19 protein-coding genes and 1 pseudogene are annotated in these 25,156 nt (G+C 42.5%); 17 read left to right on the top strand and 3 right to left on the bottom strand.

Annotated features, from left to right (window positions below; all coding sequences use genetic code 11):
* Nucleotides 1–7: 7 nt before the first annotated feature.
* From RIL182_RS14905 to RIL182_RS14885, 6 genes are all read left to right on the top strand, one after another.
* The gene (locus RIL182_RS14905) at nt 8–1,072 is read left to right on the top strand and encodes an ATPase, T2SS/T4P/T4SS family (RefSeq protein WP_006856962.1); all 1,065 of its coding nucleotides are present in this window, start codon (nt 8–10) and stop codon (nt 1,070–1,072) included.
* Nucleotides 1,029–2,612, top strand: coding sequence for a hypothetical protein (locus RIL182_RS21770; RefSeq protein WP_022111859.1), 1,584 nt, complete (start codon nt 1,029–1,031; stop codon nt 2,610–2,612). The genes RIL182_RS14905 and RIL182_RS21770 overlap by 44 nt, the downstream gene beginning before the upstream one ends.
* Nucleotides 2,609–2,944 carry a hypothetical protein gene (locus tag RIL182_RS14895; RefSeq protein ID WP_006856963.1) on the top strand — a complete coding sequence of 112 codons (336 nt, stop codon included), beginning with the start codon at nt 2,609–2,611 and terminating at the stop codon, nt 2,942–2,944. Before RIL182_RS21770 ends, RIL182_RS14895 begins: the two co-directional genes overlap by 4 nt.
* 142 nt (nt 2,945–3,086) lie before the next feature.
* The gene (locus RIL182_RS21355) at nt 3,087–3,236 is read left to right on the top strand and encodes a hypothetical protein (RefSeq protein ID WP_006856964.1); all 150 of its coding nucleotides are present in this window, start codon (nt 3,087–3,089) and stop codon (nt 3,234–3,236) included.
* A gap of 9 nt (nt 3,237–3,245) precedes the next feature.
* On the top strand, nt 3,246–3,698 hold the full coding sequence (locus RIL182_RS14890) for a hypothetical protein (RefSeq protein WP_006856965.1): 453 nt from the start codon (nt 3,246–3,248) through the stop codon (nt 3,696–3,698).
* A gap of 28 nt (nt 3,699–3,726) precedes the next feature.
* Nucleotides 3,727–4,314 (top strand): InlB B-repeat-containing protein, encoded by a 588-nt coding sequence (locus RIL182_RS14885; RefSeq protein ID WP_044998979.1) that lies wholly within the window; start codon nt 3,727–3,729, stop codon nt 4,312–4,314.
* Between the two features lie 88 nt (nt 4,315–4,402).
* Here RIL182_RS14885 and RIL182_RS14880 read toward each other — a convergent pair.
* Nucleotides 4,403–8,659 (bottom strand): annotated as a pseudogene (locus RIL182_RS14880) (acyl-CoA dehydratase activase-related protein).
* 277 nt (nt 8,660–8,936) lie between these two features.
* Between RIL182_RS14880 and RIL182_RS14875 the strand changes: the two are divergent.
* The 9 genes from RIL182_RS14875 to RIL182_RS14835 all read left to right on the top strand — a co-directional run bounded on the left by RIL182_RS14875 (nt 8,937) and on the right by RIL182_RS14835 (nt 19,782).
* A complete protein-coding gene (locus RIL182_RS14875) occupies nt 8,937–10,106 on the top strand; it encodes an IS110 family RNA-guided transposase (RefSeq protein WP_118592507.1) in 1,170 nt (389 codons plus the stop codon).
* A gap of 379 nt (nt 10,107–10,485) precedes the next feature.
* The gene (locus tag RIL182_RS14870) at nt 10,486–11,367 is read left to right on the top strand and encodes a rhomboid family intramembrane serine protease (RefSeq protein WP_006856968.1); all 882 of its coding nucleotides are present in this window, start codon (nt 10,486–10,488) and stop codon (nt 11,365–11,367) included.
* A 137-nt stretch (nt 11,368–11,504) separates the two neighbouring features.
* Nucleotides 11,505–12,377, top strand: coding sequence for an NAD(+) diphosphatase (gene nudC, locus RIL182_RS14865; RefSeq protein WP_022112931.1), 873 nt, complete (start codon nt 11,505–11,507; stop codon nt 12,375–12,377).
* Between the two features lie 279 nt (nt 12,378–12,656).
* On the top strand, nt 12,657–14,075 hold the full coding sequence (locus RIL182_RS14860) for an efflux RND transporter periplasmic adaptor subunit (RefSeq protein WP_006856969.1): 1,419 nt from the start codon (nt 12,657–12,659) through the stop codon (nt 14,073–14,075).
* A 20-nt stretch (nt 14,076–14,095) separates the two neighbouring features.
* A complete protein-coding gene (locus RIL182_RS14855) occupies nt 14,096–14,773 on the top strand; it encodes an ABC transporter ATP-binding protein (RefSeq protein WP_006857048.1) in 678 nt (225 codons plus the stop codon).
* Nucleotides 14,773–16,101 carry an ABC transporter permease gene (locus RIL182_RS14850; protein WP_006856970.1) on the top strand — a complete coding sequence of 443 codons (1,329 nt, stop codon included), beginning with the start codon at nt 14,773–14,775 and terminating at the stop codon, nt 16,099–16,101. Before RIL182_RS14855 ends, RIL182_RS14850 begins: the two co-directional genes overlap by 1 nt.
* A gap of 267 nt (nt 16,102–16,368) precedes the next feature.
* The gene (pdaA, locus tag RIL182_RS14845; RefSeq protein WP_044998974.1) at nt 16,369–17,193 is read left to right on the top strand and encodes a delta-lactam-biosynthetic de-N-acetylase; all 825 of its coding nucleotides are present in this window, start codon (nt 16,369–16,371) and stop codon (nt 17,191–17,193) included.
* Between the two features lie 167 nt (nt 17,194–17,360).
* Complete coding sequence (locus tag RIL182_RS14840) at nt 17,361–19,322, top strand: transglutaminase domain-containing protein (protein ID WP_134523394.1); 1,962 nt, start codon at nt 17,361–17,363, stop codon at nt 19,320–19,322.
* 67 nt (nt 19,323–19,389) lie between these two features.
* Nucleotides 19,390–19,782, top strand: a complete 393-nt coding sequence (locus RIL182_RS14835; protein ID WP_006856974.1) for a hypothetical protein — start codon at nt 19,390–19,392, stop codon at nt 19,780–19,782.
* Nucleotides 19,783–19,878: 96 nt separating this feature from the next.
* Here RIL182_RS14835 and RIL182_RS14830 read toward each other — a convergent pair whose 3' ends face one another.
* Both RIL182_RS14830 and guaB read right to left on the bottom strand, forming a co-directional pair.
* Nucleotides 19,879–21,159 (bottom strand): HlyC/CorC family transporter, encoded by a 1,281-nt coding sequence (locus RIL182_RS14830; RefSeq protein ID WP_006856975.1) that lies wholly within the window; start codon nt 21,157–21,159, stop codon nt 19,879–19,881.
* Nucleotides 21,160–21,256: 97 nt separating this feature from the next.
* On the bottom strand, nt 21,257–22,711 hold the full coding sequence (guaB, locus tag RIL182_RS14825; RefSeq protein WP_006856976.1) for an IMP dehydrogenase: 1,455 nt from the start codon (nt 22,709–22,711) through the stop codon (nt 21,257–21,259).
* Nucleotides 22,712–23,035: 324 nt separating this feature from the next.
* On the opposite strand from guaB, the gene hisA reads away from it, so the two are divergent.
* Nucleotides 23,036–23,815 carry a phosphoribosylformimino-5-aminoimidazole carboxamide ribotide isomerase gene (gene hisA, locus RIL182_RS14820; protein WP_006856977.1) on the top strand — a complete coding sequence of 260 codons (780 nt, stop codon included), beginning with the start codon at nt 23,036–23,038 and terminating at the stop codon, nt 23,813–23,815.
* A 6-nt stretch (nt 23,816–23,821) separates the two neighbouring features.
* Nucleotides 23,822–25,153 carry a type I glutamate--ammonia ligase gene (glnA, locus tag RIL182_RS14815; RefSeq protein WP_015560053.1) on the top strand — a complete coding sequence of 444 codons (1,332 nt, stop codon included), beginning with the start codon at nt 23,822–23,824 and terminating at the stop codon, nt 25,151–25,153.
* Nucleotides 25,154–25,156: the final 3 nt, after the last annotated feature.

Here is a 25,156-nt window from a genome sequence, read left to right as displayed (position 1 = left end):
GGAAAAGATGAGTGAAAAGATTATTTTTGAACCCACACCGGAACAGTTCGGGATATTCTGGAAATATTTAAGCAGACCGGAGGTGACGGATGTAGACTATAATGGGCAAAAATTATGGATCACAGATCTGAAAGAGGGGAGGTACTGTGCAAATGAGGAGATACCGGAATATTTTATCAGTACATTTACACACAATATCTCAAATTGTATCAATAAACAATTTAATAATGCAAACAAAATACTGGAAGCGGATACAAAAGAACTGAGAATCAGTATTATTCATGAGTCGGCGGCGATATCGGGGATCAGCATCTGTATCCGTAAATCCCCGTGTTTTGTAAGAAATACCTTAGAGAATCTGCTGGATCAGAAGTACTGTGAGAAAGAAGTGCTGCATCTGCTGTTAAATTGTGTGCAGGCGAAGATGAATCTTGTTTTTGGAGGGGAGCCGGGGGCAGGCAAGACAGAATGTGCAAAATTTTTTATGCAGTTTATCAGAAAGGAAGAGCGTGTTATCACGATAGAAGATTCGTTGGAGATCCATTATGCGAACATCAATCCCGGTGCAGATGCGGTTGAACTTCGTGTCGGAAAGGGATTTGATTATACAGATGCAATCAAAGCCTCACTGCGTCAGAATCCAAGCTGGCTGATGCTCTCGGAGGCGCGCTCTGTGGAGGTAACATCATTGTTGGAGCAATGGAGCACCGGCGTTCATGGATTTACGACGATCCATCTGGATGATGTGAGAAAACTTCCGGATCGGATATTAAATATGATGAATAATGTCAATGATGCACAGCGTATGGAAAATCGGATTTACCGTTATGTGAATGCAGCAGTTCTGATCCGAAAAATCGAATCTTCCGATGGAAAGGTCAGACGTTATATAGATCAGCTATGTTTTTTTTCGCGTGAAGAAGGGAAAAACAGAATTTATATGATCGTCGATGATGGGGCGCTTGTATCGAAGGAATTGCCGCCGGATATCAAAAAAAGGTTCAGGGAAACAGGCGTGGAGGAGCCTTTTGTATGCAGACAGTTTGAAACGTATCTTAAAGAGAACCGATGAAAGGAGAGGATGTATCGTGGGGTGGCTGACTTTTTGGAATCCGAAAAATCTGCAGAAAAAAGTGGATATGTATGGGTATCATTTTTCGTGGAAAACCCATGCAGTGATGATTTTTCTGGCACTCGCAGGGGTGATTGGCATAGGTGCCGTGTTCCGGCTTAAAGCGGGCGGCGTTGTGATCGCGTTGACCGCGGTTATCATGATGCTTCCGGTTCTGGTGCTGGATATGTACCATAAGATGTACGAGCAGAAACGATTTGCGGATGCTGCGGAATATATGGAGCAGATGTTATATGCATTTCAGAAAACAGGAAAAATTTTAAGTGCATTAAAGGAAACCAGAGAAATATTTGAAGAAGGGAAGATGCGTTCCTGTATTGAGCAGGTGATTCTGAAACTGGAATTTGGAGACTTCTCTGCAGGAGAAAATGTCTTTGAATCAGCATTAGAACCGATTGAAAGTCAATATCAATGCCCTAAAATAAAAATGCTTCATGAGCTTTTGATCAATGCCGAGGAACATGGGGGAGAGATGAGTGAGTCTGCACTGCTCCTGTTAGAAGATATCGAATTGTGGAAGCGCAGAGGCTATCAGCTTCAGGCAGAGAAGAAAAAAAGTCATACGGATAACATTATTTCTGTGATTGTATCCGTTATTTTGTGTGCGACGGCATTGTATGTGTTAGATTCCATGAAAGATCTTTTTGTGGTGAAAACGGATTTTAATATTTTTGGAGTAGGGATCATTCAGGTCTCATCACTTGTATTTCTGCTTTTCCTATTATGGGTATTTGTAAAGAGTTCGAGGAATCTGACGAATGACTGGCTAGCCACAGAGAAGGTGGAGAAAGAACAGGAAATCAGTTCAAGCTGTGAAATGGTGTACCATTACAATGAGAAAAAGGAAAAAAGAAAAAGTATGTTATGGGCATTGCCGGCGGCTGGTATGATGTTAGCTGCTGTATTGGCCGGAAAACTTATTCTCGCAGGAATTTTATTCCCGGTGACGCTTTTTTTAGCCATGCAGCATAAGGTGGGGTATCAGATTGCAAAAAGAGATGTGAAGGAGGCTGTTTATCTGGCTCTTCCGGGCTGGTTTATGGAACTTGCTCTGTTATTGCAGAATAATAATGTACAGGTTTCAATCGAAAAGTCAAAAAACAGTGCACCGCCGGTGCTCAGATATGAGATTGAATGTCTGGAGGAGCGATTAAAAAAAACGCCGGAAAAACTGAGTGCATATACAGAATTTTGCAAAGAATTTGATGTGCCGGAAGCACAGAATTGCATGAAAATGCTTCATGCTGTTGCGGAGATGGGAACCGGGGATGCAGTGACACAGATGAATCATCTGATCATGCATGTGAATGAAATGCAGAACCGGGCAGAAGAAATCCGAAATGGAAAAATCGCATTTAGACAGAAAATGATATTTTCTTATCCTGTTATAGCGGCAACCGTAAAACTTCTGATCGATCTGACAGTTGGAATGATAATGATGTTTCATATGCTTGGAAGTATGGGAGGTGCAGTGCAATGAGGCAGATAATCGGGGCATTTGGTATTTTATTTATAATGATGGCAAATATTTTTATATGTACAGGTCTGATCGGGGCGAGTGGGCAGGTTGCTGCTGCAAAAGAGTATAAATCACAGGTGGTTGCGGAACTGGAAAACAGTAATTTTAATCCGGGTGTGATCGATGCCTGTAAAAAGAAGGCGGCAGAGGACGGATATGAACTGGAGATTTCGGATTGTGTTTATGACGCATGGCAAAATATGAGAGCTGCACAGGTGGCATTAAAGTATCATTACCGCATACCGGTACTTGGAATTTACGAAGAGAATATTACATATGCGATTGCGAGGTGATAGATTTGAGCCTTATGATGATCGTGGAAAAATTTGGCGGAGCGTTTCTGGGGATTTTGGCTGGCAGTGCAGTGATAAGAATGTTTTATGAAATTTTAAATTATGTGTCATCTTTTTAAAGAACACAGGAAAGGGAAAGCAGATGGAGGATATCATTGAGGAATTTGGAAGTGGATTTCTGACAATTACCGTGACACTTTTTTTAGTTGGTTACTGGTATGAAAATATGAGGCAGGGCGGAGCCGTTTATGAATTTGTGCAGCAGTTTCTGAATTGTATCTGCGGCGGATAGGAGGTGGATATGCATGAAGTGATCAAAGTTTATGGGAAAACAATTCTTCAGGCGATAATCCTTGTGGGGGTAATGTGGCTTGTTTTTAGGGGAGTGACGGATGAAAACGGAAATAAGGGAATCGTTGAGATCGTATCTGGTCATATGGATCAGCAGATGGAAAACCCGGCAGATTTTGAAACGTTTTATGAGGAATCACAAAAAGCACCACCCCATTTTGAAACAGCCATAACAGGATATCTGAAAATTGGAACATATCAGATGACAGATATTATAAAGGCGTGGGATTATGCAGAAAATGAATTGCAGATACAGTTGATGAAAGTTATTTCACCCGATGGAACAGTGCTGGAAAATAAATTGGATTTTCAGATGCCGGGGGTGTATGAAGTAAGTGTGATGACAGAAGATCATGATAACAGAGTCAGATATGCCGTGGTAAATATACCGGTAAATGAATGACAGATAAAGGGTGGGAAAAGTGAAAAACATGATAACTATGATGATTGGAATCGTAATTGGTGCAATAACAATTCTGATAATATTAACGGTAACCGGCCGTATGAATTACGCTACAGAGCTGGAAAGCCAGCTTCCGGCGGTTGTAGAAAATATACTTTATAATGTAAAGATAAAACAGTTGTATAATGTAGCCGATAATCAGGAATTTACCGCGGATGTGACAGAACAGATTGCAAAGGAGCTGGATGCCCAAACCGGTATTGTAATGCGGATCATGGGAGCTGATAAGGAGAAGGGACTATTTTCTGTGGGAGTAGATAGAACGTTTGTGCATCCGAATGGAAAAACCGGTACTGTGAAATGCAGCCGGACTGTATTGGCAGACAAGTTGCAAATAGTAGAAATTCAGAAATATTATGTACAGTTTTATAAAGATGCAGGTAACAGTGAATGTTATAAAAAGTACTGTGTGACGGAAGGAGATACGATCAGTGCACCCGCAGTGCCGGAATACAAAGACAGGGAGTTCGCAGGCTGGCAGGACGACAAGGGATATGAGGCAGATTTTTCACAGCCGGTCGAACAGAACCGGAATTATTATGCTGTCTGGAAATAATATTTACAGAGACACAAAAGAAAAACAGCCGCACCCTATAAGCGCGGCTGTGAAAACGGTAATGCATGATGATAAATCTGTGTGTGATTTATAAAGATTGCTTTGCAAGATTTTTGTTTGCAGTTGAGAGCATCAGTTTGATACGGTTCAACTGGTTTACTTCACTTGCACCCGGATCGTAGTCAATGGCAACGATATTTGATTCCGGGAAACGGTGGCGCAGCTCTTTGATAACACCTTTTCCTACAACGTGGTTCGGCAGGCAGGCAAATGGCTGTGTACAGACGATGTTTGGTGTACCACTGTGGATCAGCTCCATCATCTCGCCGGTTAAGAACCATCCTTCACCGGTCTGGTTACCTTCGGATACGATATCTCTTGCATAATTTGCAAGATCGTCGATATGAGCAGGCGGATCAAAATGCTTACTCTTTTCAAATTCATCTCTGGCAGCGCTTCTTAACCATTCAAAGAAATTGATGCCAAGTCGTCCAATGCGTTTGGACTTTTTGCTGAAACCGAGGTTGTCAGCCTTAAATCCGGTGTTATAGAAGCAGTAGAGCAGGAAGTCGGTCAGATCCGGCACGACAGCTTCTGCGCCTTCGGATTCTAACAATCCGACTAAATCGTTGTTTGCAGCAGGATGGAATTTTACTAAGATCTCTCCAACGACGCCGACACGCGGTTTTTTCACATCTACACGGTCAAGGTTGTCAAAATCGCGGATGATCTGACGGCACATCTGCTTAAATTTGCGGTGGGACAACAGTTTATCTTGTGTGATAAAGGAGATTACTTCTTTTTTCCATTTCTCATGCAGTGCATTCGCAGATCCTTTTACTGCTTCATAAGGACGTGTGCGGTACAGACAGCGAAGGAAAATATCGCCAAACTCTAATGCATATAGTCCGTGCTGGATCAGTGAAGGCGTCAGTTTAAAGCCAGGATTGCTTTCAAGTCCGCTTAAGTTGATGGAGATTACCGGTACATTCGGATATCCTGCTTTTTCAAGAGCACGACGGATAAAACCGATGTAGTTGCTGGCACGACAGCCTCCGCCGGTCTGCGAGATCAGGATCGCGGTTTTGTTCATGTCATAATTTCCGGACATAACAGCACTCATAAGCTGTCCGACCACAATCAGTGACGGATAGCAGGCATCATTATTTACATATTTTAATCCGACATCCACACAGGTGCGGCTTGGAACATCCGGTACCACCAGGTTATAACCGGCTGCACAGAATGCAGGTTCTAACAGCTCAAAGTGGATCGGTGACATCTGCGGACAGAGAATTGTATAATTTTTACGCATCTCTTCCGTGAAAACAACTCTGTTATAGTTGGAAGGAATAATTGTCCGTTTTGTCTGTTTCTTCTCACGCACACGGATGGCGGAGAGCAGGGAACGGATACGAATCCTTGCAGCACCTAAGTTGTTAACCTCATCAATCTTTAAGCATGTGTAGATCTTGCCTGATTTTGTCAGGATGTCGTTGACTGCGTCGGTGGTAACTGCGTCTAAGCCACAACCGAAGGAGTTCAACTGGATCAGATCAAGGTCATCCCTGGTTTTTACAAAGTTTGCAGCCGCATACAGACGGGAATGATACATCCACTGATCCATAACGATCAGAGGGCGTTCCACTTGATGAAGGTGAGAAACGGAGTCCTCAGTCAGTACGGCAATACCATAGGAATTGATCAGTTCCGGGATACCGTGGTTGATCTCAGGGTCAACATGGTATGGACGTCCTGCTAATACAATACCGCGTTTGCCGGTTTTCTCCATATAAGCTAAGACTTCTTCACCTTTTTTCTGCATTTCCATGCGGACAACTGCAAGTTCTTTGTAACCTTCGGAAACAGCGTCGCGGATCTCTGATTCCGGGATGGCAAATTCCGGTGCAGTAAATGTTTTTACAAGCTGTGAGGATAATGTCTCTTCACTGGTAAATGCCATGAATGGGTTATAGAAACGTACTTTGCCGGAAGTAATATCTTCCACGTTATTTTTGATATTTTCCGCGTAGGAAGTTACGATCGGGCAGTTGTAATGGTTGTTGGAATCCGGGAATTCATTACGCTCATAAGGAACACATGGGTAGAAAATAAAGTCTACATTCTGATGGATCAGCCAGGTCATATGTCCATGTGCAAGTTTTGCCGGATAACACTCGGATTCACTTGGAATTGAGTCAATGCCGAGCTCATAGATTTTTCTGGTGGACTGTGGTGACAGTACAACGGAAAAACCGAGTTTTTTGAAAAAAGTAGCCCAGAACGGGAAATTCTCGTACATATTTAAAACTCTTGGGATACCTACCGTTCCACGCGGGGCTTCTTCCGGCTTTAAGGAAGGGTAGTCGAATAAGCGTTTATTCTTGTATTCAAATAAGTTCGGAATATTTTCTTTGTTTTTTACGCCGCCGACACCGCGCTCACAGCGGTTTCCCGTGATATACTGGCGGTTTCCGGAGAAACGGTTGATCGTCAGCAGACAGTGGTTGGTACAACCCTGACATCTTGCAAGTTTGGTATCAAAAGTTAATGCATTGATCTCGTCGATGGAAAGCATCGTTGTCTGATAGTCAGCTTCATGATGTTCTCTTGCGATGAGAGCAGCTCCGAAAGCACCCATGATACCTGCGATATCCGGACGGACACATTCACAGCCGGAAATCTTTTCAAAACTGCGGAGCACGGCATCATTGTAAAAAGTACCACCCTGTACGACGATATTTTTTCCGAGCTCACTTGCATCGGAGAGTTTGATAACCTTAAATAAAGCATTTTTAATGACGGAGTAGGCAAGTCCGGCAGAGATATCTGCTACGGAAGCTCCTTCTTTCTGTGCCTGCTTTACTTTAGAGTTCATGAATACAGTACAGCGTGTTCCAAGATCAATCGGGTTTTTGGCAAATAAAGCTTCTTTTGCGAAGTCCTGTACAGAAAAGTTTAAGGATTTTGCAAATGTTTCGATAAAAGAACCACAGCCGGAAGAACAGGCTTCGTTTAACTGTACACTGTCTACCGTCTGGTTCTTGATCTTGATACATTTCATATCCTGACCACCGATGTCTAAGATACAGTCTACCTCAGGATCAAAAAATGCCGCTGCATAATAATGGGCTACCGTTTCTACTTCACCATCGTCTAACATCAGCGCTGCTTTTAAGAGAGCTTCACCGTAACCGGTAGAGCAGGAGTGTACGATATGTGCATTTGCCGGAAGTTTTTCATAGATCTCCTTGATGGAACGGATCGCAGTGGAAAGCGGGCTTCCGTTGTTGTTGCTGTAAAATGAATACAACAGGGAACCGTCCTCGCCGACGAGAGCGATCTTTGTTGTTGTGGAACCGGCGTCGATACCGAGATAACAGTTGCCTTCGTAGGTGGAAAGATCACCTGTCTTTACATTGTGTCCGTCGTGGCGGGCACGGAAGGTATCGTATTCTGCCTGATCTTTAAATAACGGATCAAGACGTGCTACCTCGAATTCCATATGTATATCAGAGTTTAATTTCTCAAGCATGGAAGAGAGAGTGGTATTCTGTTCCGGTTTGCAGTTTAAGGCAGAACCGATCGCTGCATAAAGGTGCGAATTGTCCGGCGTGATCGCATGCTCATCATCTAAGTTTAAGGTGCGGATAAATGCAACTTTTAACTCAGATAAAAAGTGGAGCGGACCACCTAAGAATGCAACGTGGCCGCGGATCGGCTTACCACAGGCAAGACCACTGATCGTCTGGTTTACCACCGCCTGGAAAATAGAAGCAGAGAGATCCTCTCTTGTGGCACCTTCGTTGATCAGAGGCTGGATGTCTGTTTTGGCAAAAACACCGCATCGGGCTGCAATCGGGTAGATTGCTTTGTAATTTTTCGCATATTCATTCAGACCGGAGGCATCTGTCTGAATCAGGGAAGCCATCTGGTCAATAAAAGAACCGGTACCGCCTGCGCAGATACCGTTCATACGCTGTTCAACGTTACCGCCCTCAAAATAAATAATTTATGCGTCTTCACCGCCGAGCTCGATCGCAACGTCTGTTTGTGGAGCATAGTGCTGTAAGGCGGTAGACACAGAGATAACTTCCTGTACGAAAGGAACATCTAAGTGCTTTGCAAGTGTAAGTCCGCCGGAACCGGTGATCATTGGAGCAACCTTCCGGTCACCGAGCTGATCGAATGCTTTTTGGATCAGAGAAGAAAGCGTTTCCCGTATGTTGGCAAAATGTCTTTCATAATCGGAAAAGAGCAGATTGTCATGCTCGTCGAGCACAGCAACCTTTACGGTGGTAGAACCGATATCAATTCCAAGTTTGTGAAGCGTATTATTTTCCATAATTTCCTTGTATGATAATTAGGAAGTTAATTATCACATATTTCCTTTCTTTTAATATCGTGGTTCAATACAATTCAGATACTATGGACTTTTGATTTGTTTTCTGTAGCTTGACTACTCAACTGGAGTGTATTGCCACTACCTTTATCTGAATTGTTTATTAGCTGGATGTTGCCGGAGTGTTTTTCACTCAGAGTACTTATTTCTATCAAGTCTACGATGATAATCGTTGGTGGACATCATGGTATCAGACTTTAGGAAAGGGAGGTACAACCTCATGAAAATTTACGTAGGCATTGATATTGCCAAACTTAATCATTTCGCCGCTGCGATTTCTTCCGACGGTGAAATAATCATTGAGCCGTTCAAATTCACAAATGACGCTGATGGCTTCCAACTGCTGGTCTCTAAACTCGAATCATTCGATAAGAACAGCCTCATCATCGGTCTTGAGTCAACGGCACACTACGGTGACAACCTTGTTCGATACCTTGTTACTGAGCTTTACCAAGTGTGTGTGTTGAACCCCATCAAAACCTGTCAAATGCGAAAAAATAACGTTCGCAAAACTAAGACAGATAAGGTCGACACTTACGTGATTGCTAAAACTCTTATGATGCAGGACAACCTCAGATTCGTCAGCTTCTTCGATCTCGATATGATGGATCTTAAGGCATTGGGACGTTTCCGTCAGAAAACCATAAAGCAACGTACCCGATTGAAAATTCAACTGACAACCTATGTTGATCAGGTCTTTCCGGAGATTCAATACTTTTTCAAATCCGGTCTGCATCAACACGCTGTCTATGCTTTATTAAAAGAAGCACCTTCTCCAAAAGAGATTGCTTCCATGCATATGACTCATCTGGCAAATCTGCTCAAAGTGAACTCACACGGACACTTTACCAAAGAACAGGCCAAAGAATTAAGAGTTCTCGCACAGAAGTCTGTCGGTGCTAACGACAGCGCTATATCTATTCAGATAACTCAAACCATTCAACAAATCGAGTTACTGGATAGCCAATTAGAAAAGATTGAAGCTGAGATGACGGATATCATGAAATTCAACGATTCTGTCATCATGACCATTCCTGGTATCGGTTATATCAATGGTGGAATGATTCTTGGTGAAATAGGTGATATTCACCGTTTCTCCAATCCTAACAAGCTGCTTGCTTTTGCCGGTTTGGATCCTTCTGTTTATCAGTCTGGTAACTTTCAGGCTAAGACAACAAGGATGTCCAAACGTGGCTCTCGTGTTTTACGATATGCCCTTGTAAATGCAGCTTGGAACGTTGTCAGAAACAACGCAACCTTCAAGGCTTATTATGATGCCAAGAGGGCTGAAGGCCGGTCTCACTACAATGCACTTGGGCACTGTGCCGGCAAGCTTGTCAGAGTCATCTGGAAGATGCTCACTGGCGAAGTAGAATTCAACCTCGAATAAGAGGTCTGTATACCAATATCGATAGATTTTGAAAAAGCACCCTAAGGGAGCTCTATTAAAGTTACCCTTTTTTACCACCGATATGAAAAAGAAATTTTTTGCTAATTTATGGTTGACTTTTCATAGCTGGTCTCCAGTCAGTAACTCCGGAAAATCCGGATAATATATAAATAAAGTGGCTGTTTCTTCTTATTAAAAAGAATGCCGGGCAAAAGCCAAGCAAAGTACATTATACGACATGATTTTACAAAAGACAATGTGCAAATCGGGGAAAAATATAAACTTTTTATGAATAAAATCAGCCTGGATTGACAAAGCACAGGCATACGGATATACTGAAAAAAGTAGTGTTTTCAAAGAAAGGTTAGGGTTTTATCCGATGAACTGGTTAAATAAATTAGAACGTAAAATTGGTCGTTACGCTGTTCCAAATCTGATCATCTGGCTGATAGGGGCATATACAATCGGCTTTGTATTCAGAAATGTATCGCCTGGTATATTAAACTATCTGACACTCAGTCCGTATCATATTTTACATGGGCAGATATGGAGATTAGTGACTTGGGTGTTTATGCCGACCGATTCAAATTTGATTTTCTTACTGATCATGGCATTGTTTTATTATCAGCTTGGCATGGCACTGGAACGTACCTGGGGAACTTTCCGGTTTAATGTATATATTTTCGGTGGAATGATATTTACCGTGATCGGTGCATTTGTTCTGTACGGTATTTATTATGCAATGAATGCATCTGTAATTTCACAGATGCCTGCACTGGCAGCACAGTTATCTTATTCGATTGCGTCGGGATTTTCCACGAATTATATCAATATGTCCATTTTCCTTGCATTTGCAATCATGTATCCGGATATGCAGGTAATGCTTTACTTTATTATTCCGATCAAGATGAAGTGGATGGCGATCGTATATGTGGTACTGACACTCTATGAGTTTGTAATTAGTGGTTGGGCGGACAGGATAGCCATTTTTATGTCCCTGCTCAATTTTATCATTTTCTTCTTTTCAACGCGGAATTTTAAACGTTATTCGCCGCATGAAATACACAGGAGACAGCAGTTCAAGTCCCAGATGCGTCAACCCAGACCGGGTTCCGGCATTACTAGGCACAAATGTGCGATTTGTGGCAGGACAGAACTTGATGATCCGAATTTAGAGTTCCGTTTCTGTTCAAAGTGTGACGGCAATTATGAATATTGTCAGGATCATCTGTTTACACATAAACATATTAAAAAAGGTTAAATAATATGACAGGCCGGATGGTATTTCAAAGCGAAATATCATCCGTTTTTTGAATGATGGCACAAAGAAGATTAGATTTTAGGTGTGATTTGTTTCAGGTTCTGTCAGAATAAATGCAGATAAAGGAGAAAAATACAATGATTCAGGATATATTTCCGATGCATCTTAGTAATGAATATCACAAAAAGATACCACAGGCAGACAGTTTTCTTATGATCTTTAAAGATAACCGTATTCTGGCAAAAAATGATGGTCAGGTGTGTTATCTGACCTATAAAGAACTTTCTGAAATCTGTCGTGGGATGGGAAAGGAAATCCCTGCATGCGTTTATCTTTTTTCCATCGGGGAGGATGATTATTTTCTGACAGATCCGGGGGAAGGGATAGAGGTGCCGGGATTTGTATACTATAAAATGTTTGAGACACGCACCATGCAGCCGAAAGAGCGGGTGCTTGCAGCTGCGACCGCATGGCATCTGTATGTCTGGTACCGCGATAATGTTTATTGTGGGAGATGTGGGCATAAACTGGTACATAGTGAAAAACTCCGGATGCTTTCATGTCCGGACTGTAACAACATGGTTTTCCCGAAAATAGCACCGGCAGTGATCGTGGGTGTGACAAACGGCAGAAAAATCCTCATGACAAAATATGCAAACCGTGAATATAAAAGATATGCACTGATTGCCGGATTTACAGAAATCGGTGAAACTGCGGAGGAAACGGTGGCGAGGGAAGTGAAGGAAGAGGTTGGGCTTTCCGTAAAAAATATCCGTTATTACAAGAGTCAGCCTTGGGGATTTGACAGCAATCTTCTTCTTGGCTATTTTTGTGAACTGGATGATGAGGGAGATGCGATGAGACTGGATGAGGAGGAACTTGCCTGCGCAGAATGGGTTGATTTTGAGGATGTCCCGGATGATCCGGAGGGACTTAGTCTGACACGGGAAATGATGCTCTGTTTCCGGGATATAATGAACGCAAGTGAGTCAACATGCTTGCATGATTGACGAACGGTAAATTGGATCATGTGACGGTTTTGCACATGATACGATGAAAGAATACGGTAGATTCTAAAAGACAGGGAAAACTGGTATGCAAAATTATACCAAATACGGAAAAATGTCTTGACACTCCAACAAAACCACTGTATTATTACAGTAATACAAAAAAGAAAGATTTACGGATGGAAAACTTAAGATTTCTTAATATTTGCTTAAGTGCCTTTTTTTGGCAGATAGATAATGATACAATCACCGTAAATCGAATAAAAAAAGGGAGTAATAAAAATGGGTAACAAGACAAAACCGAAAAAGGGAAAGAAAAAAGTAGTTATTATTGTGCTTGTGGTTCTGGTCGTTGTAGCTGCGATCATTGGAAGTTCAGTAAAGAAAATGACAAGCCAGGTAGCAACAGCAGTCAATACAGTAGAGGTGGAGCCGGTACAGAAGAGAGATTTATCTGATACGATTTCATTAAAAGGTACTGTATCGGGTATCACGAAGAATAATGCAACTTCAAAAGCGTTAGCAGAAATCACAGCAGTTAATGTTCAGGTCGGAGATATTGTAAAAGAGGGAGATGTATTATGTACATTAGATTCCTCTACGATTCAGGATCAGATTGCGGATCTCGAAAAAAATATGTCTGATACAAATGCGACAGACAGTATTAATTCACAGCAGACAGCAGAAACAGTCAGTCGTGCAAAAGAAGATCAGCAGACACAGCTTGCAGCTGCACAGAAAGCAATTGATGATGCAAAGGATGCTTATAACGCACAGAGTATTATGTGGGATAAGAGTGAAGATAAATCGGATGCAGAATTTCAGTCTTTGTTAGCTGCACAGAAAGCAGTTACTACTGCTGAGGAAGATTACCAGAAAGTATTAGAGACCACGAACCGTACGATCGAGGATGCACAGCGTGCGGTAGAACTTGACAAGTATAAAGGATCGGATTCATCTTCCAAAGATAAACTGACAGATTTAAAAGAACAGTTAGAAGATTGCAATATTACAGCACCTTGCGGTGGAGTTGTGACGGCAGTCAATGTTTCTGTCGGAGATGTTAATGCAGATTCAAAAACACCACTTGTAACGATCGAAGATACCAGTTCTTTAAAAATGGTGGCAACTGTGGAAGAAGCTGATATTTTAAAGATTGAAGAGGGAATGAAAGCAACTGTAACAGCGGATGCCATGGGAGATGAGACCATTAATGGAACTGTGACCAGAGTGGTACGTGTCAAAGGACAGTCCACGGGATCTGACGGACAGACAACATCCGGAGGATATTCCGTAGAGATATCTTTAGATAACAAAGAATTACTTGTCGGTATGGAAGTAAAAGCAAAAGTCATGATCAAGGAAAAAGGTGAAGTATTAGCGATTCCTTATGATCTTGTCAAGACGGATGATGACGGAAATACATACGTACTTGTTGCAGAGGCAAATGCAGACGGTTCTGCTACAGCGGTGAAGAAGAATATCACAGTTGGTGAAGAAGTAGATTACTATACGGAAGTAACCGGTGGAGATCTGGCAGAAGGAGATAAATTAATTTATGATTACTCCGGAACGGTGACAGAAGGACAGCAGTTTACACCGGAACAGATGTATTCCGAGCAGGATATGGGAACAGGCGCATCTACAGATGAAACCTCAGATGCAGAAGGTATGAGCACCAGCGTGGAGGGAAATGAGTAGTGAGTGAACCAGTAATCCGAATGGAAAATATCGTTAAGACATATTATTTGGGAAAACCAAATGAACTTGAAATTTTACATGGAATCAACCTTACCGTAAATAAAGGGGAATTTGTTTCCATCGTCGGTGAATCCGGTTCCGGTAAGAGTACACTTATGAATATTATAGGAGTCCTCGACCGCCAGACACAGGGAGATTATTATCTGGAGGGACAGGATGTCAATGGAATGTCGGATGAAGTACGGAGTGCGATCAGAAACCGCAGGATTGGTTTTGTATTTCAGAACTTTAATCTCCTTCCGAGAGCCAATGCATTAAAAAATGTTATGGTTCCATTACTATATGGAGAAGAACATTCCAAAAACGGAAAAGAACATGCCATGGAAATGCTCAAAATGGTAGGAATGGAAGACCGTGCGGATCACAGACCGAATGAGCTTTCCGGTGGTCAGAAACAGCGTGTTGCAATTGCAAGGGCAATGATCAATGATCCGGCGATCATTCTTGCGGATGAGCCGACCGGAGCACTTGATTCTAAGACAGGACATATGGTCATGGACTTATTCCATAAGCTTCATGAGGAGCAGGGAAAAACAATTGTTCTGATCACACATTCCCAGGAGCTTGCACAGGAAACAGAGCGTATCGTTACTCTGTTAGATGGACAGATCGTGGCAGATAATGGAGGTGAACATTAATGTTTTGGGAAAATATCAAAGAGGCAATCACGAGTATTTCCAGCAACAAGATGCGTTCGCTTCTGACGATGCTTGGAATCATCATCGGTATCAGTTCGGTGATCATTATCACGACGATCGGTGGTTCCATACAGAGTACGCTGACGGCAACCATGAATTCACTTGGTGGAAATATGGTACAGGCGTATGTCGAGGCACGTTATCCGGAAAATGATGAAGACTGGGCTACCTGGGAACAGCCGGATATGACAGACAGCGATTATGTCACACAGGATATGATCGATGGATTGATTGAAAAATATCCGGATGAGGTAACAGGTGTTGCAGCACAGAACTATCTTGGTTCAGGAACCATTAAAGATGATGCTGATTCCAAGAATTATGCAAATGTCAATATTGATGGTATCACACCGGAATATTTAGAGTATATGAAACTGGAAATGCATGCCGGAAGAAATCTGACAAAGGCAGATAATCAGGGGAAAAAGAGAGTATGCCTGATTGCAGATACGATGGCAGAGAGATACTTTGCAGGTAAAGATCCGATCGGTGAAACACTTTCTGTTGCAACATCGGATGGCGGAATTTTTGATTTTGTTGTAGTTGGCGTTTATGTATATAACCAAGCATTATTTGGAAAAGTGGACACGTCCATACCGGAAAAAGACCGTGTAACAGAATTGATGATCCCTCTTCAGACCTGTTTTAAACTGCAGGGGACTGACAGGACTGGTTATGATTATTTTAATCTTATGATCGATCCTCTTGCAGATGTCAATCAGGCAACAACGGATGTTTTATCTTATTTTGATGAGATGTATGCAAACAACAAAAATTTCCACGTCAGTGCATACAATATGGCATCTGATCTTGGCATGATCAATACGGTACTCAACGTGATCACGATCGCGGTTTCCGGTATTGCAGCGATTTCACTGATCGTGGGTGGTGTCGGCGTTATGAATATCATGCTGGTGTCCATCACGGAGCGTACAAGAGAGATCGGTGTCCGTATGGCGCTTGGTGCCAAAAGACGTACCATCCGTATGCAGTTTGTCATAGAGGCGATCATGCTTTGTCTGATCGGAGGTATCATCGGTATACTGATTGGTATAGGAATCGGGGCACTGCTTGGAAAAGTGGCAGGATTTGTCATTCAGAATATGTACTCTCAGTATGCAAATTATATTATTATGACGGTGCATCCTTCTGTAACGGCGATCATGCTTTCCCTGTTCTTCTCCATGTTAACCGGTGTATTCTTCGGATATTACCCGGCAAATAAGGCTTCAAAGATGGAAGTCATCGATGCATTGCGCTATGAGTAAGTACGGAGAAGAGAATCTGGGCGGAAAGTTTTAAATGAATACAGATAAATAGATAGAAAAGAAAAAGTACTGTATATGACAAAAAAGAAAAATGTCAGTATACGGTACTTTTTTTGTAACAGATTTTCCGGATCAATATTTCCGGGCATGGTACATGCGCCTTCCCACATAGAATACAAAAAGAAATATTGTAAAGTATAGCATTCATGCATGATTGCGATGCGTAGATGTTATGCAATATCAATAATCGGTATGGAAGGGAAAAACATGAACCATAACAAAAAGAAAATTTTAAAAGTGACGGCACTGTTTGTTTTTATGTTCTTTTTAGGCTGGGGCGCAGGTTCGCTGCAGAAACAGCAGATGAAAAAAACAGTGGAGACAGTGTCTGTCCAGAATCAGGCAGATAACTGGGGACTGGGCTTTGGAGCGGAGGGAACCCAGCCGACCGGCAATGTGACAGCGGATGAATTAAAAAAATACAACGCATGGTATGTGGGCGATAAAAATAAAAAGACAATTTACCTGACCTTTGACTGCGGGTATGAAAATGGAAATACAGAACCGATCCTGGATGCATTAAAGAAACACAATGCAAAAGCGACCTTTTTTGTCGTGGGACATTTCCTTGAGTCAGCGCCAGATATCGTAAAGCGCATGGAGGAAGAGGGGCATGCCGTTGGCAATCATACTTATCATCACCCGGATATGTCATCCATATCGGAGCTGGCTTCATTCCAAAAGGAAATCGATGATGTCGCATCGTTATACCAGTCGATCACGGGAAAAGAAATGATCAAATATTACCGTCCGCCACAGGGAAAATACAGCACGGAAAATCTAAAGATGGCAAAAGAACTCGGATACAATACATTTTTCTGGAGCCTTGCCTATGTGGACTGGAATGTCGATAACCAGCCGACGAAGGAGGAAGCATTTGATAAACTGCTGACCAGGATCCATCCGGGAGCAATCGTTTTGCTGCACAGCACTTCAAAGACGAATGGGGAGATCTTAGATGAACTTTTGACCAAATGGGAGGAGATGGGATATACATTTGCACCGCTTTCGGAACTGATCGCAGAATCCTGACAGAAAAGATCGGGGAAAAATACAAAGGATATGGTGGATAAGACTTGTTTGATGACGAGCGGGAAGGTATAATGGACATAAAGTGCCATGAAAAATGAACAGTTTTCTTAAAATCAGGGAAGAAGATTGTGACTGATAAATGAGCGGCAGGTAAGGATAAGGATGTTATGAAAAGAGCAAAATTAAAAATAGAAATATTGACGGTAATTTTTTGCAGTCTGATATTTGCATTTTCAGAAAAAAACAACAGCATTTATGCGGATGAAGTCCTAACGGATATGGAATTGCCGACAGGACGACTTGTATTTGAGGAAGAAACCGAAGAGGCGGCTGACGAGGATTATGAATCCATAGAAGAAAGTGATATTGCCGAACAGTCTTTGCTTCGAACGGCAGACATAGCAGCGGACGACTGGAACAAGTATGGAAGCGATTACTTTTATGATCAGTTATCGGACGAAGAAAAAGCGTACTGGAATGCCTTAGATGTCATCTGTGAAAAGTACCTGACGACGGAAACGGATGCTGTGACGACAAAGTCGGGGGCATATCGGATGCAGGCAATTTCTGGAAGCACACTTGCGAAGGCACAGCAGAAAAATGTACTGTTGATGTTTCGGTATTCAAATCCACAATATTATTTTTTGAATGCGACAGTTTATACAATTTCATATTCAAATGATACAATTTCTCTGGTATTCGGTATTTATCCTGCGTTTGAAAACGGTACAGACCGGATGGAAAAGACGGAAAAAGTAAAGGAACAGGTGGATGCCTGGCAGGAGCAGATCGATCAATGCAGTAAAGATTATGAAAAGGTTAAAAAGATACATGATCTGATCTGTGAAAAAGTGTATTATAATCAGGCTCTTGTGAATAGCGATTTTGCAACGGAGAGTACAGAATATTCACAGTCTGTGTACAGCGTTTTCTGTACGGATAAGACTGTCTGTGCCGGATATGCCCAGTCATTTGCAATGATGTGCAATGGCTCAGGAATCGATACGGCGGTGGTGACGAGTTCCAACCATGAATGGAATAAAGTAAAAATATGTAGCTCCTGGTATAATGTGGATTGTACATGGGATGACCAGAGTGATGGTTATTATTATAATTTTTTTGTGAAAAGTGATGAGTTTTATGATACATACAGCAGCTGGTCGAAAACATGTCATACAGAAGAAGATTATTGGGAGGGGTATTTGCCGGTATGTACATTAGATAGTGGAGCTACGCAGACAGATCCTGGAAAAATCCCGATAGAAGGTCATACAATTGTGACAGATGCAGCGGTAGCAGCATCCTGTGAGACGACCGGTCTCACAGAGGGAAGCCACTGCAGTGTCTGTGGGGAAATATTGACAGAACAGACAGTGATTCCGGCAACAGGGCATACACCGGTAAAAGATGCAGCGGTAGCAGCAGCCTGTGAGACGACCGGTCTTACGGAAGGAAGTCATTGCAGTGTGTGTAAAACAGTGCTTGTGGCACAGAAAGTAATTCCGGCAGCCGGTCATAAGTGGAGTGAGTACAGAGAGAGCGGAAAAGTGAAACGGAAATGCAGCGTCTGTGGAAAGACGGAAACGGTACGAACCCTTCCGAAAGTAAAGATGGTCCAGCTCTCAAAGACTTCCTATACCTATGACGGTAAGTCCCATATGCCGGCGGTAAAAGTGACAAACAGTGCTGGAAAGAAGTTAAAAGAGGGAACGGATTATAAAATAAAGAAGCCGTCCGGGCGGAAAAATGCCGGTATCTATACGGTCACGATTGAAATGAAAGGTGATTACACCGGAAAATACCAGAAAACATTTCAGATCATACCGAAAGGAACCGCCATTTCCAGTGTAAAGGCAAAGAAAAAAGCATTTTCGGTGTCCTGGAAGAAGCAGGCAAAACAGACAAGCGGTTACCAGATCCAGTATGCAGTGGATGCGAAATTCAAAAAGTCGGTTGTGGCAAAGAACGTCAATAATACCAAAAAGGTAAAACTGGACGTTTCAAAATTAAAAGCAAAAAAGAAATATTACATACGCGTCCGCACCTATAAGACTGTAAAAGTGAATGGAAAATCAAAAAAGATCTATTCGGGCTGGTCTAAGGTAAAAGCAGTCACTACAAAGAAATAACAAAGATATACCGATCCATTTTACAAAATGCGATATAAGTATAAATAAAAAACGGGAGAAAGAGAAAATGGCAGACAACAGTTTAAAAATCAGTTACAAGATATATTTAGAGGCGGAGGATATTTCGCAGTCACGGATTTCTTCTACGGCATCTTATGTAAGCAATCTGTTTAAGAATTGCACCAATTCCTATTTACAGAAAGCGGAAGTGGACAATGAGAGCGACATGGATGATTTTACGCTTCGTCTGTATATTGACGAAAAGGTAGAGGAAGAAGCGTGCAGTTCACCGGAATGTGCAGAAGGTTTTCTGGAAAATATCGCAGAATTTTTAGATGCGGTTGCAGCAGCACATTCCTATCTGGATATGGAGGGAAGTTTTTCCATTTCCTATCATGGAGTAGAGGATACATTCCGGTTCCGTTCTGAGGCAGGAAGCGATCTGTGCGATATTGAATAAAAACCGAAATAAGAAGGATAAAAAATACCGGCTTGCAAAATCAGATAAAATCTGAGGCTGCAGGCCGGTATTTTTATATCCGTTTCTTTCTATTGTTTATTGTTTGTCTGATTCATCCGGTGGAAAGTCCGGTTTTTTTATGTAAACTTTCTCAATCCGGTTTTTGTCCATCTGTTCGACGCGGAGAAGCACATTGTCATCTGTGATGATGATCTCATTTTTTTCCGGCAGATGATCTAAGAGACCGAGCAGATATCCGCCGATCGTATCATAATCTTCGGAACTGAAATTAAGATCTAACTCATCGCAGAGATCCTGCAGGTTGGTGGAACCGGAAACGATAAATTCGCGGTCATTAAGCGGCAGGATCGGATCTTCTTCATCCGTGTCGTATTCATCACGGATCTCACCCACGATCTCCTCTAAGAGATCCTCAAGCGTGATAAGACCGGCAGTTGCACCGTACTCGTCAAGTACGATTGCAAGGGAGATAGATGACTTACGCATCTCAATAAAAAGTTCTGCGGTATTTTTGTGCTCAAAAGTAAAATAAGGTTCACGCATGATATCCCGCACGGAAAAATGCTCCTTGTCCTTGCAGAGGAGAAGATCTTTCATGTTCAGGATACCGATGACGTTATCGGTCGTATCCTCATAGACAGGAAGTCTGGTAAATTTGTCTTCCTGAAAAATATCAATCAGTTCGTCATAAGTATTATTTACATTTGCAAAAGTCATATCAGGTCTTGGAATCATAACTTCCTTTGCCTGCGCATCACCAAAATCAAACAGATTGTTGATCATCTCATGTTCTTCTGATTCGATGACACCGTTTTCTTTGCTGACATCCACGATGGTACGGAGTTCTTCCTCTGTCATCTGATTGTTGTTTGCCTTTGGATCCACATGCAGTAAAAATAAAAAGCCCATGGAAAACTGATTTACCAGAAAAATCACAGGAGTCAGTATTTTCATAAGAAAACCGATAATACCGGAATAGGCGATCGAAATCTGATCCGCATAAAGTGTCGCAAAAGTTTTTGGAGAAATCTCACCAAAGACGAGGATCAGAAACGTAAGGATACCGGTTGCAATACCTGCGCCGACGCTGCCCCAAAGCTTGATTGCAAGCGTGGTTGCCAGTGAGGAGGCGGAGAGATTGACGATATTGTTGCCGATTAAGATCGCGCTGAGCATCTTGTGGGAGTCGTCGGTAATACGAAGTACCTGTTCGGCGCGTTTGTTTCCGTCATCTGCGAGTGTACGCATCCGGATTTTATTTACGGTCGTAAGAGCTGTCTCTGCGGATGAAAAAAAAGCAGAGAGAATCAATAAAATAATTAGAAAAATAATCTGTGATATGGCACTTGCGTCCACGAAAATTCACCTCATTAAAATATAAAATTTTCCGGCACTATAGCAAAAATAGCGCCGGAATGTTTAAAATTTACCATATATTATATCGGAAAGAGGATTATTCGTCAATACTGTAATTCGGAGCCTCTTTGGTGATGTGAATGTCATGTGGATGACTCTCACGGAGAGCTGCTGCGGAGATCTTAACGAATTTGCTCTTCTCTTTCAAGTCCTCGATGGTCGGGCAGCCACAGTAGCCCATACCGGAACGGATACCGCCGACTAACTGGAATACAGTGTCTTCCACGGAACCTTTGTATGCAACACGTCCTTCAACGCCTTCCGGAACCAGTTTCTTCGCACCTTCCTGGAAGTAACGGTCTTTACTGCCGTTTTCCATGGCTGCAAGAGATCCCATACCGCGGTATACTTTGTATTTTCTTCCCTGATACAGTTCAAAAGTCCCCGGAGCTTCGTCACATCCTGCAAACATGCTGCCCATCATACATACATTAGCACCGGCAGCGAGAGCTTTTGTCATGTCTCCGGAATATTTGATACCACCATCTGCAATGATCGGAACACCGAACTCTTTTGCAGCGTTGTAGCAGTCCATGATAGCGGAAACCTGAGGAACACCGATACCTGCAACGATACGGGTGGTACAGATAGAACCAGGTCCGATACCGACTTTGACTGCGTCAGCACCTGCTTTGATCAGATCGCGTGTTGCATCACCGGTAGCAACGTTTCCTGCGATGACCTGCAGATCCGGGTAGGCAGCTTTGATCTTTTTGACTGCCTCTAAGATATTTTTGGAATGTCCATGTGCAGAGTCAACAACGATCACATCAACGTGCGCTTTTACTAAAGCTTCTACACGTTCCATCATGTTTCCTGTGATACCGACACCGGCACCGCAGAGCAGACGGCCTAACTCGTCTTTGGCAGAGAGCGGATATTTGATCTGTTTTTCAATATCTTTGATCGTGATCAGTCCTTTTAAGTGGAAATCCTTATCTACGATCGGAAGTTTTTCTTTTCTTGCTTTTGCGAGGATCTTTTTTGCTTCCTCTAAAGTGATGCCCTCCGGAGCTGTGATCAGATTCTCGGAAGTCATGCTTTCACTGATCTTTTTGGTAAAATCTGTCTCAAATTTTAAATCACGGTTTGTGATGATACCGACTAATTTGCCACCTTCGCAGATCGGCACACCGGAGATGCGGAATTTGCGCATCAGATCTTCGGCATCCTGTAATGTATGATCCGGGGAAAGGTAAAATGGATCCGTGATAACGCCATTTTCAGAACGCTTTACCTTATCTACCTCATCGGCCTGTGCCTGGATCGACATGTTTTTGTGGATAATACCGATACCGCCCTGTCTTGCCATTGCAATGGCCATTCTGTGTTCTGTAACGGTATCCATGGCAGCGCTCATCATAGGAATATTTAAAACGACCTTTTTTGTAAGATGCGTTGTCAGATCAATCATGTTTGGTGTAACTTCTGAATACTGTGGAACTAATAACACATCATCAAAAGTAATACCTTCACCAATAATTGTTCCCATTTTATTTTCCTCACTTTCTTCTTATTGAATTGTATGAAAAAGATATATTAGTTTCTGTATCATAGCAAAAAAAAAATACTCTGTCAATGAGATATAAGTGTGAATTTATAAAAATAGATATATATTAGAAATAATAATAAAACGTGCGAAAAAACCTTATAGAAATTATGGTTCACAAATGATTTGATGTGTGATATGATGGCTTTAGGCGACGGGGCCAGAGCACGGGCATACGTCGCCCATTTTTTACCTAAATAAAAGAGAACATCACAGATAAAATATGTTATTCTGTGAAAAAAGAAGAGAAGAAAAAGGGGGAAAATTATGGAGTTTCGTCCCTGTATCGACATCCATAACGGAAAAGTTAAACAGATCGTTGGTGGAAGTTTAAAGGATGCCGGAGACCAGGCAACGGAGAATTTTGTGGCTGAGCAGGATGCCGCTTATTTTGCAAAGCTGTATCAGAAAGAAGGAATCAAAGGAGGGCATATTATTCTTTTGAATCCGGTGAGCAGTGAGTATTACAAAGCGACGCGTGAACAGGCAGAACATGCACTGCGGGCATATCCCGGCGGACTTCAGATCGGTGGTGGAGTTACAGCGGAAAATGCAAAAGAGTTTCTGGATGCCGGAGCGAGTCATGTGATCGTTACTTCGTATGTGTTCCGGGATGGAAAGATCAATTATGATAATTTAAAACGCTTAAAAGCTGCAGTGGGACGGGAGCATTTAGTGCTTGATTTAAGCTGCAGAAAAAAAGAAGATACCTATTATATAGTGACAGACCGATGGCAGAAGTTTACAGATGAAGAGGTCAGCACCGTACTATTGGACGAACTTTCATCCTATTGTGATGAATTCCTGATCCATGCTGTGGATGTCGAAGGAAAAGCAAAAGGGATTGAAAAGGAACTGGTAAAGATGCTCGGCGAATGGGGAAAGATACCGGTCACTTATGCCGGGGGCGTTGGCAGTTTTGAAGACCTTTTGGAACTGAAGAAACTGGGGAATAACAGATTGAACGTGACCATTGGAAGCGCACTCGATTTATTTGGAGGACCGATGGCTTACGATAAAGTGTTGCAGTATATGAAGAAGGAGTGATTTTTGATGAGCAGGTATACGAAACAGGATATCTTTAATATGGTAGAGGAAGAGGATGTGGAATTTATCCGTCTGCAGTTTACGGATATGTTTGGAACTTTAAAGAATGTGGCGATCACGTCCAGTCAGTTAGAGAAAGCATTAAGTAATGAATGTATGTTTGACGGTTCGTCCATTGAGGGATTTGTCCGTATCGAGGAGTCGGATATGTATCTGTATCCGGATCTTGACACGTTTGTAATTTTCCCGTGGCGTCCGCAGCAGGGAAAGGTTGCAAGGATCATCTGTGATGTTTATACATCGGACAGAAAACCTTTTGAGGGTGATCCGCGTTATATCTTAAAGAAGGCAGTGGAAGATGCAACGCAGATGGGATATCGTTTTGATGTCGGACCGGAATGTGAATTTTTCCTGTTTAATCAGGATGAGGATGGGCAGCCGACCACGATCAGCACGGAGCGTGCCGGATATTTTGATCTTGGACCGATCGATCTGGGTGAAAATGCGAGACGTGATATGGTGCTGACGTTAGAGGATATGGGATATGAGATTGAAGCTTCCCATCATGAGGTTGCACCGGCACAGCATGAGATCGATTTCCGTTATGATGAGGCGGTCAAAACAGCAGACAATATCATGACATTTAAACTGGCTGTCAAAACGATCGCAAAACGTCATGGAATGTTTGCAAGTTTTATGCCAAAGCCGAAATTTGGAATCAACGGTTCCGGTATGCATGTGAATATGTCACTCTGCAAGGACGGAAAAAATATTTTTGACGATCCGGACGGCGAGTTAGGACTCAGCAAAGAAGCATACTGGTTTATCGGCGGTCTGATGAAACATATGAAAGGAATGGCGGCGATTACCAATCCGCTTGTTAATTCCTATAAGCGTCTGGTTCCGGGATATGAGGCACCAATCTATATTGCATGGTCTGTGACAAACCGCAGCCCACTCATCCGTATTCCGGTTACAAGAGGCGAGGGTACAAGGGTGGAACTCAGATGTCCGGATTCCGCAGCCAATCCGTATTTGACACTTGCGGTGTGCTTACAGGCAGGACTTGATGGTATCCGGAATCAGATTGAGCCGCCGGCAGCAGTGACGGAAAATGTTTTTGAGATGCGTATGTCACAGAAAAATAAACTCGGTATCGAGGAACTTCCGGCTGACCTTGGAGAGGCACTTGCAGAATTTGAAAAAGACGAATATTTACAGAACGTGCTGGGCAGACACGCGACGGAAAAATATATTGAGGCCAAAAAATCGGAATGGGCAGATTATCGTGCGCAGGTTTCCGATTGGGAGATCAATAATTACCTGTATAAAATCTGATAT

The sequence above is a fragment of the Roseburia intestinalis L1-82 genome (genome assembly GCF_900537995.1).
GTDB classification, from domain to species: Bacteria; Bacillota; Clostridia; order Lachnospirales; family Lachnospiraceae; genus Roseburia; species Roseburia intestinalis.
This window is presented reverse-complemented; position numbering and strand designations above follow the sequence as displayed.

Excerpts from the sequence above, each read along its gene's own strand:
- RIL182_RS14875 (WP_118592507.1), top strand. The coding sequence starts at position 8,937 with ATGAAAATTTACGTAGGCATTGATATTGCCAAACTTAATCATTTCGCC.
- nudC (WP_022112931.1), top strand. The coding sequence starts at position 11,505 with ATGATTCAGGATATATTTCCGATGCATCTTAGTAATGAATATCACAAA.
- RIL182_RS21355 (WP_006856964.1), top strand. The coding sequence starts at position 3,087 with ATGGAGGATATCATTGAGGAATTTGGAAGTGGATTTCTGACAATTACC.
- RIL182_RS14870 (WP_006856968.1), top strand. The coding sequence starts at position 10,486 with ATGAACTGGTTAAATAAATTAGAACGTAAAATTGGTCGTTACGCTGTT.
- RIL182_RS14835 (WP_006856974.1), top strand. The coding sequence starts at position 19,390 with ATGGCAGACAACAGTTTAAAAATCAGTTACAAGATATATTTAGAGGCG.
- RIL182_RS14850 (WP_006856970.1), top strand. The coding sequence starts at position 14,773 with ATGTTTTGGGAAAATATCAAAGAGGCAATCACGAGTATTTCCAGCAAC.
- RIL182_RS14860 (WP_006856969.1), top strand. The coding sequence starts at position 12,657 with ATGGGTAACAAGACAAAACCGAAAAAGGGAAAGAAAAAAGTAGTTATT.
- hisA (WP_006856977.1), top strand. The coding sequence starts at position 23,036 with ATGGAGTTTCGTCCCTGTATCGACATCCATAACGGAAAAGTTAAACAG.
- RIL182_RS14855 (WP_006857048.1), top strand. The coding sequence starts at position 14,096 with ATGGAAAATATCGTTAAGACATATTATTTGGGAAAACCAAATGAACTT.
- RIL182_RS14905 (WP_006856962.1), top strand. The coding sequence starts at position 8 with ATGAGTGAAAAGATTATTTTTGAACCCACACCGGAACAGTTCGGGATA.
- RIL182_RS14890 (WP_006856965.1), top strand. The coding sequence starts at position 3,246 with ATGCATGAAGTGATCAAAGTTTATGGGAAAACAATTCTTCAGGCGATA.
- guaB (WP_006856976.1), bottom strand. The coding sequence starts at position 22,711 with ATGGGAACAATTATTGGTGAAGGTATTACTTTTGATGATGTGTTATTA.
- pdaA (WP_044998974.1), top strand. The coding sequence starts at position 16,369 with ATGAACCATAACAAAAAGAAAATTTTAAAAGTGACGGCACTGTTTGTT.
- glnA (WP_015560053.1), top strand. The coding sequence starts at position 23,822 with ATGAGCAGGTATACGAAACAGGATATCTTTAATATGGTAGAGGAAGAG.
- RIL182_RS14895 (WP_006856963.1), top strand. The coding sequence starts at position 2,609 with ATGAGGCAGATAATCGGGGCATTTGGTATTTTATTTATAATGATGGCA.
- RIL182_RS14885 (WP_044998979.1), top strand. The coding sequence starts at position 3,727 with ATGATAACTATGATGATTGGAATCGTAATTGGTGCAATAACAATTCTG.
- RIL182_RS14840 (WP_134523394.1), top strand. The coding sequence starts at position 17,361 with ATGAAAAGAGCAAAATTAAAAATAGAAATATTGACGGTAATTTTTTGC.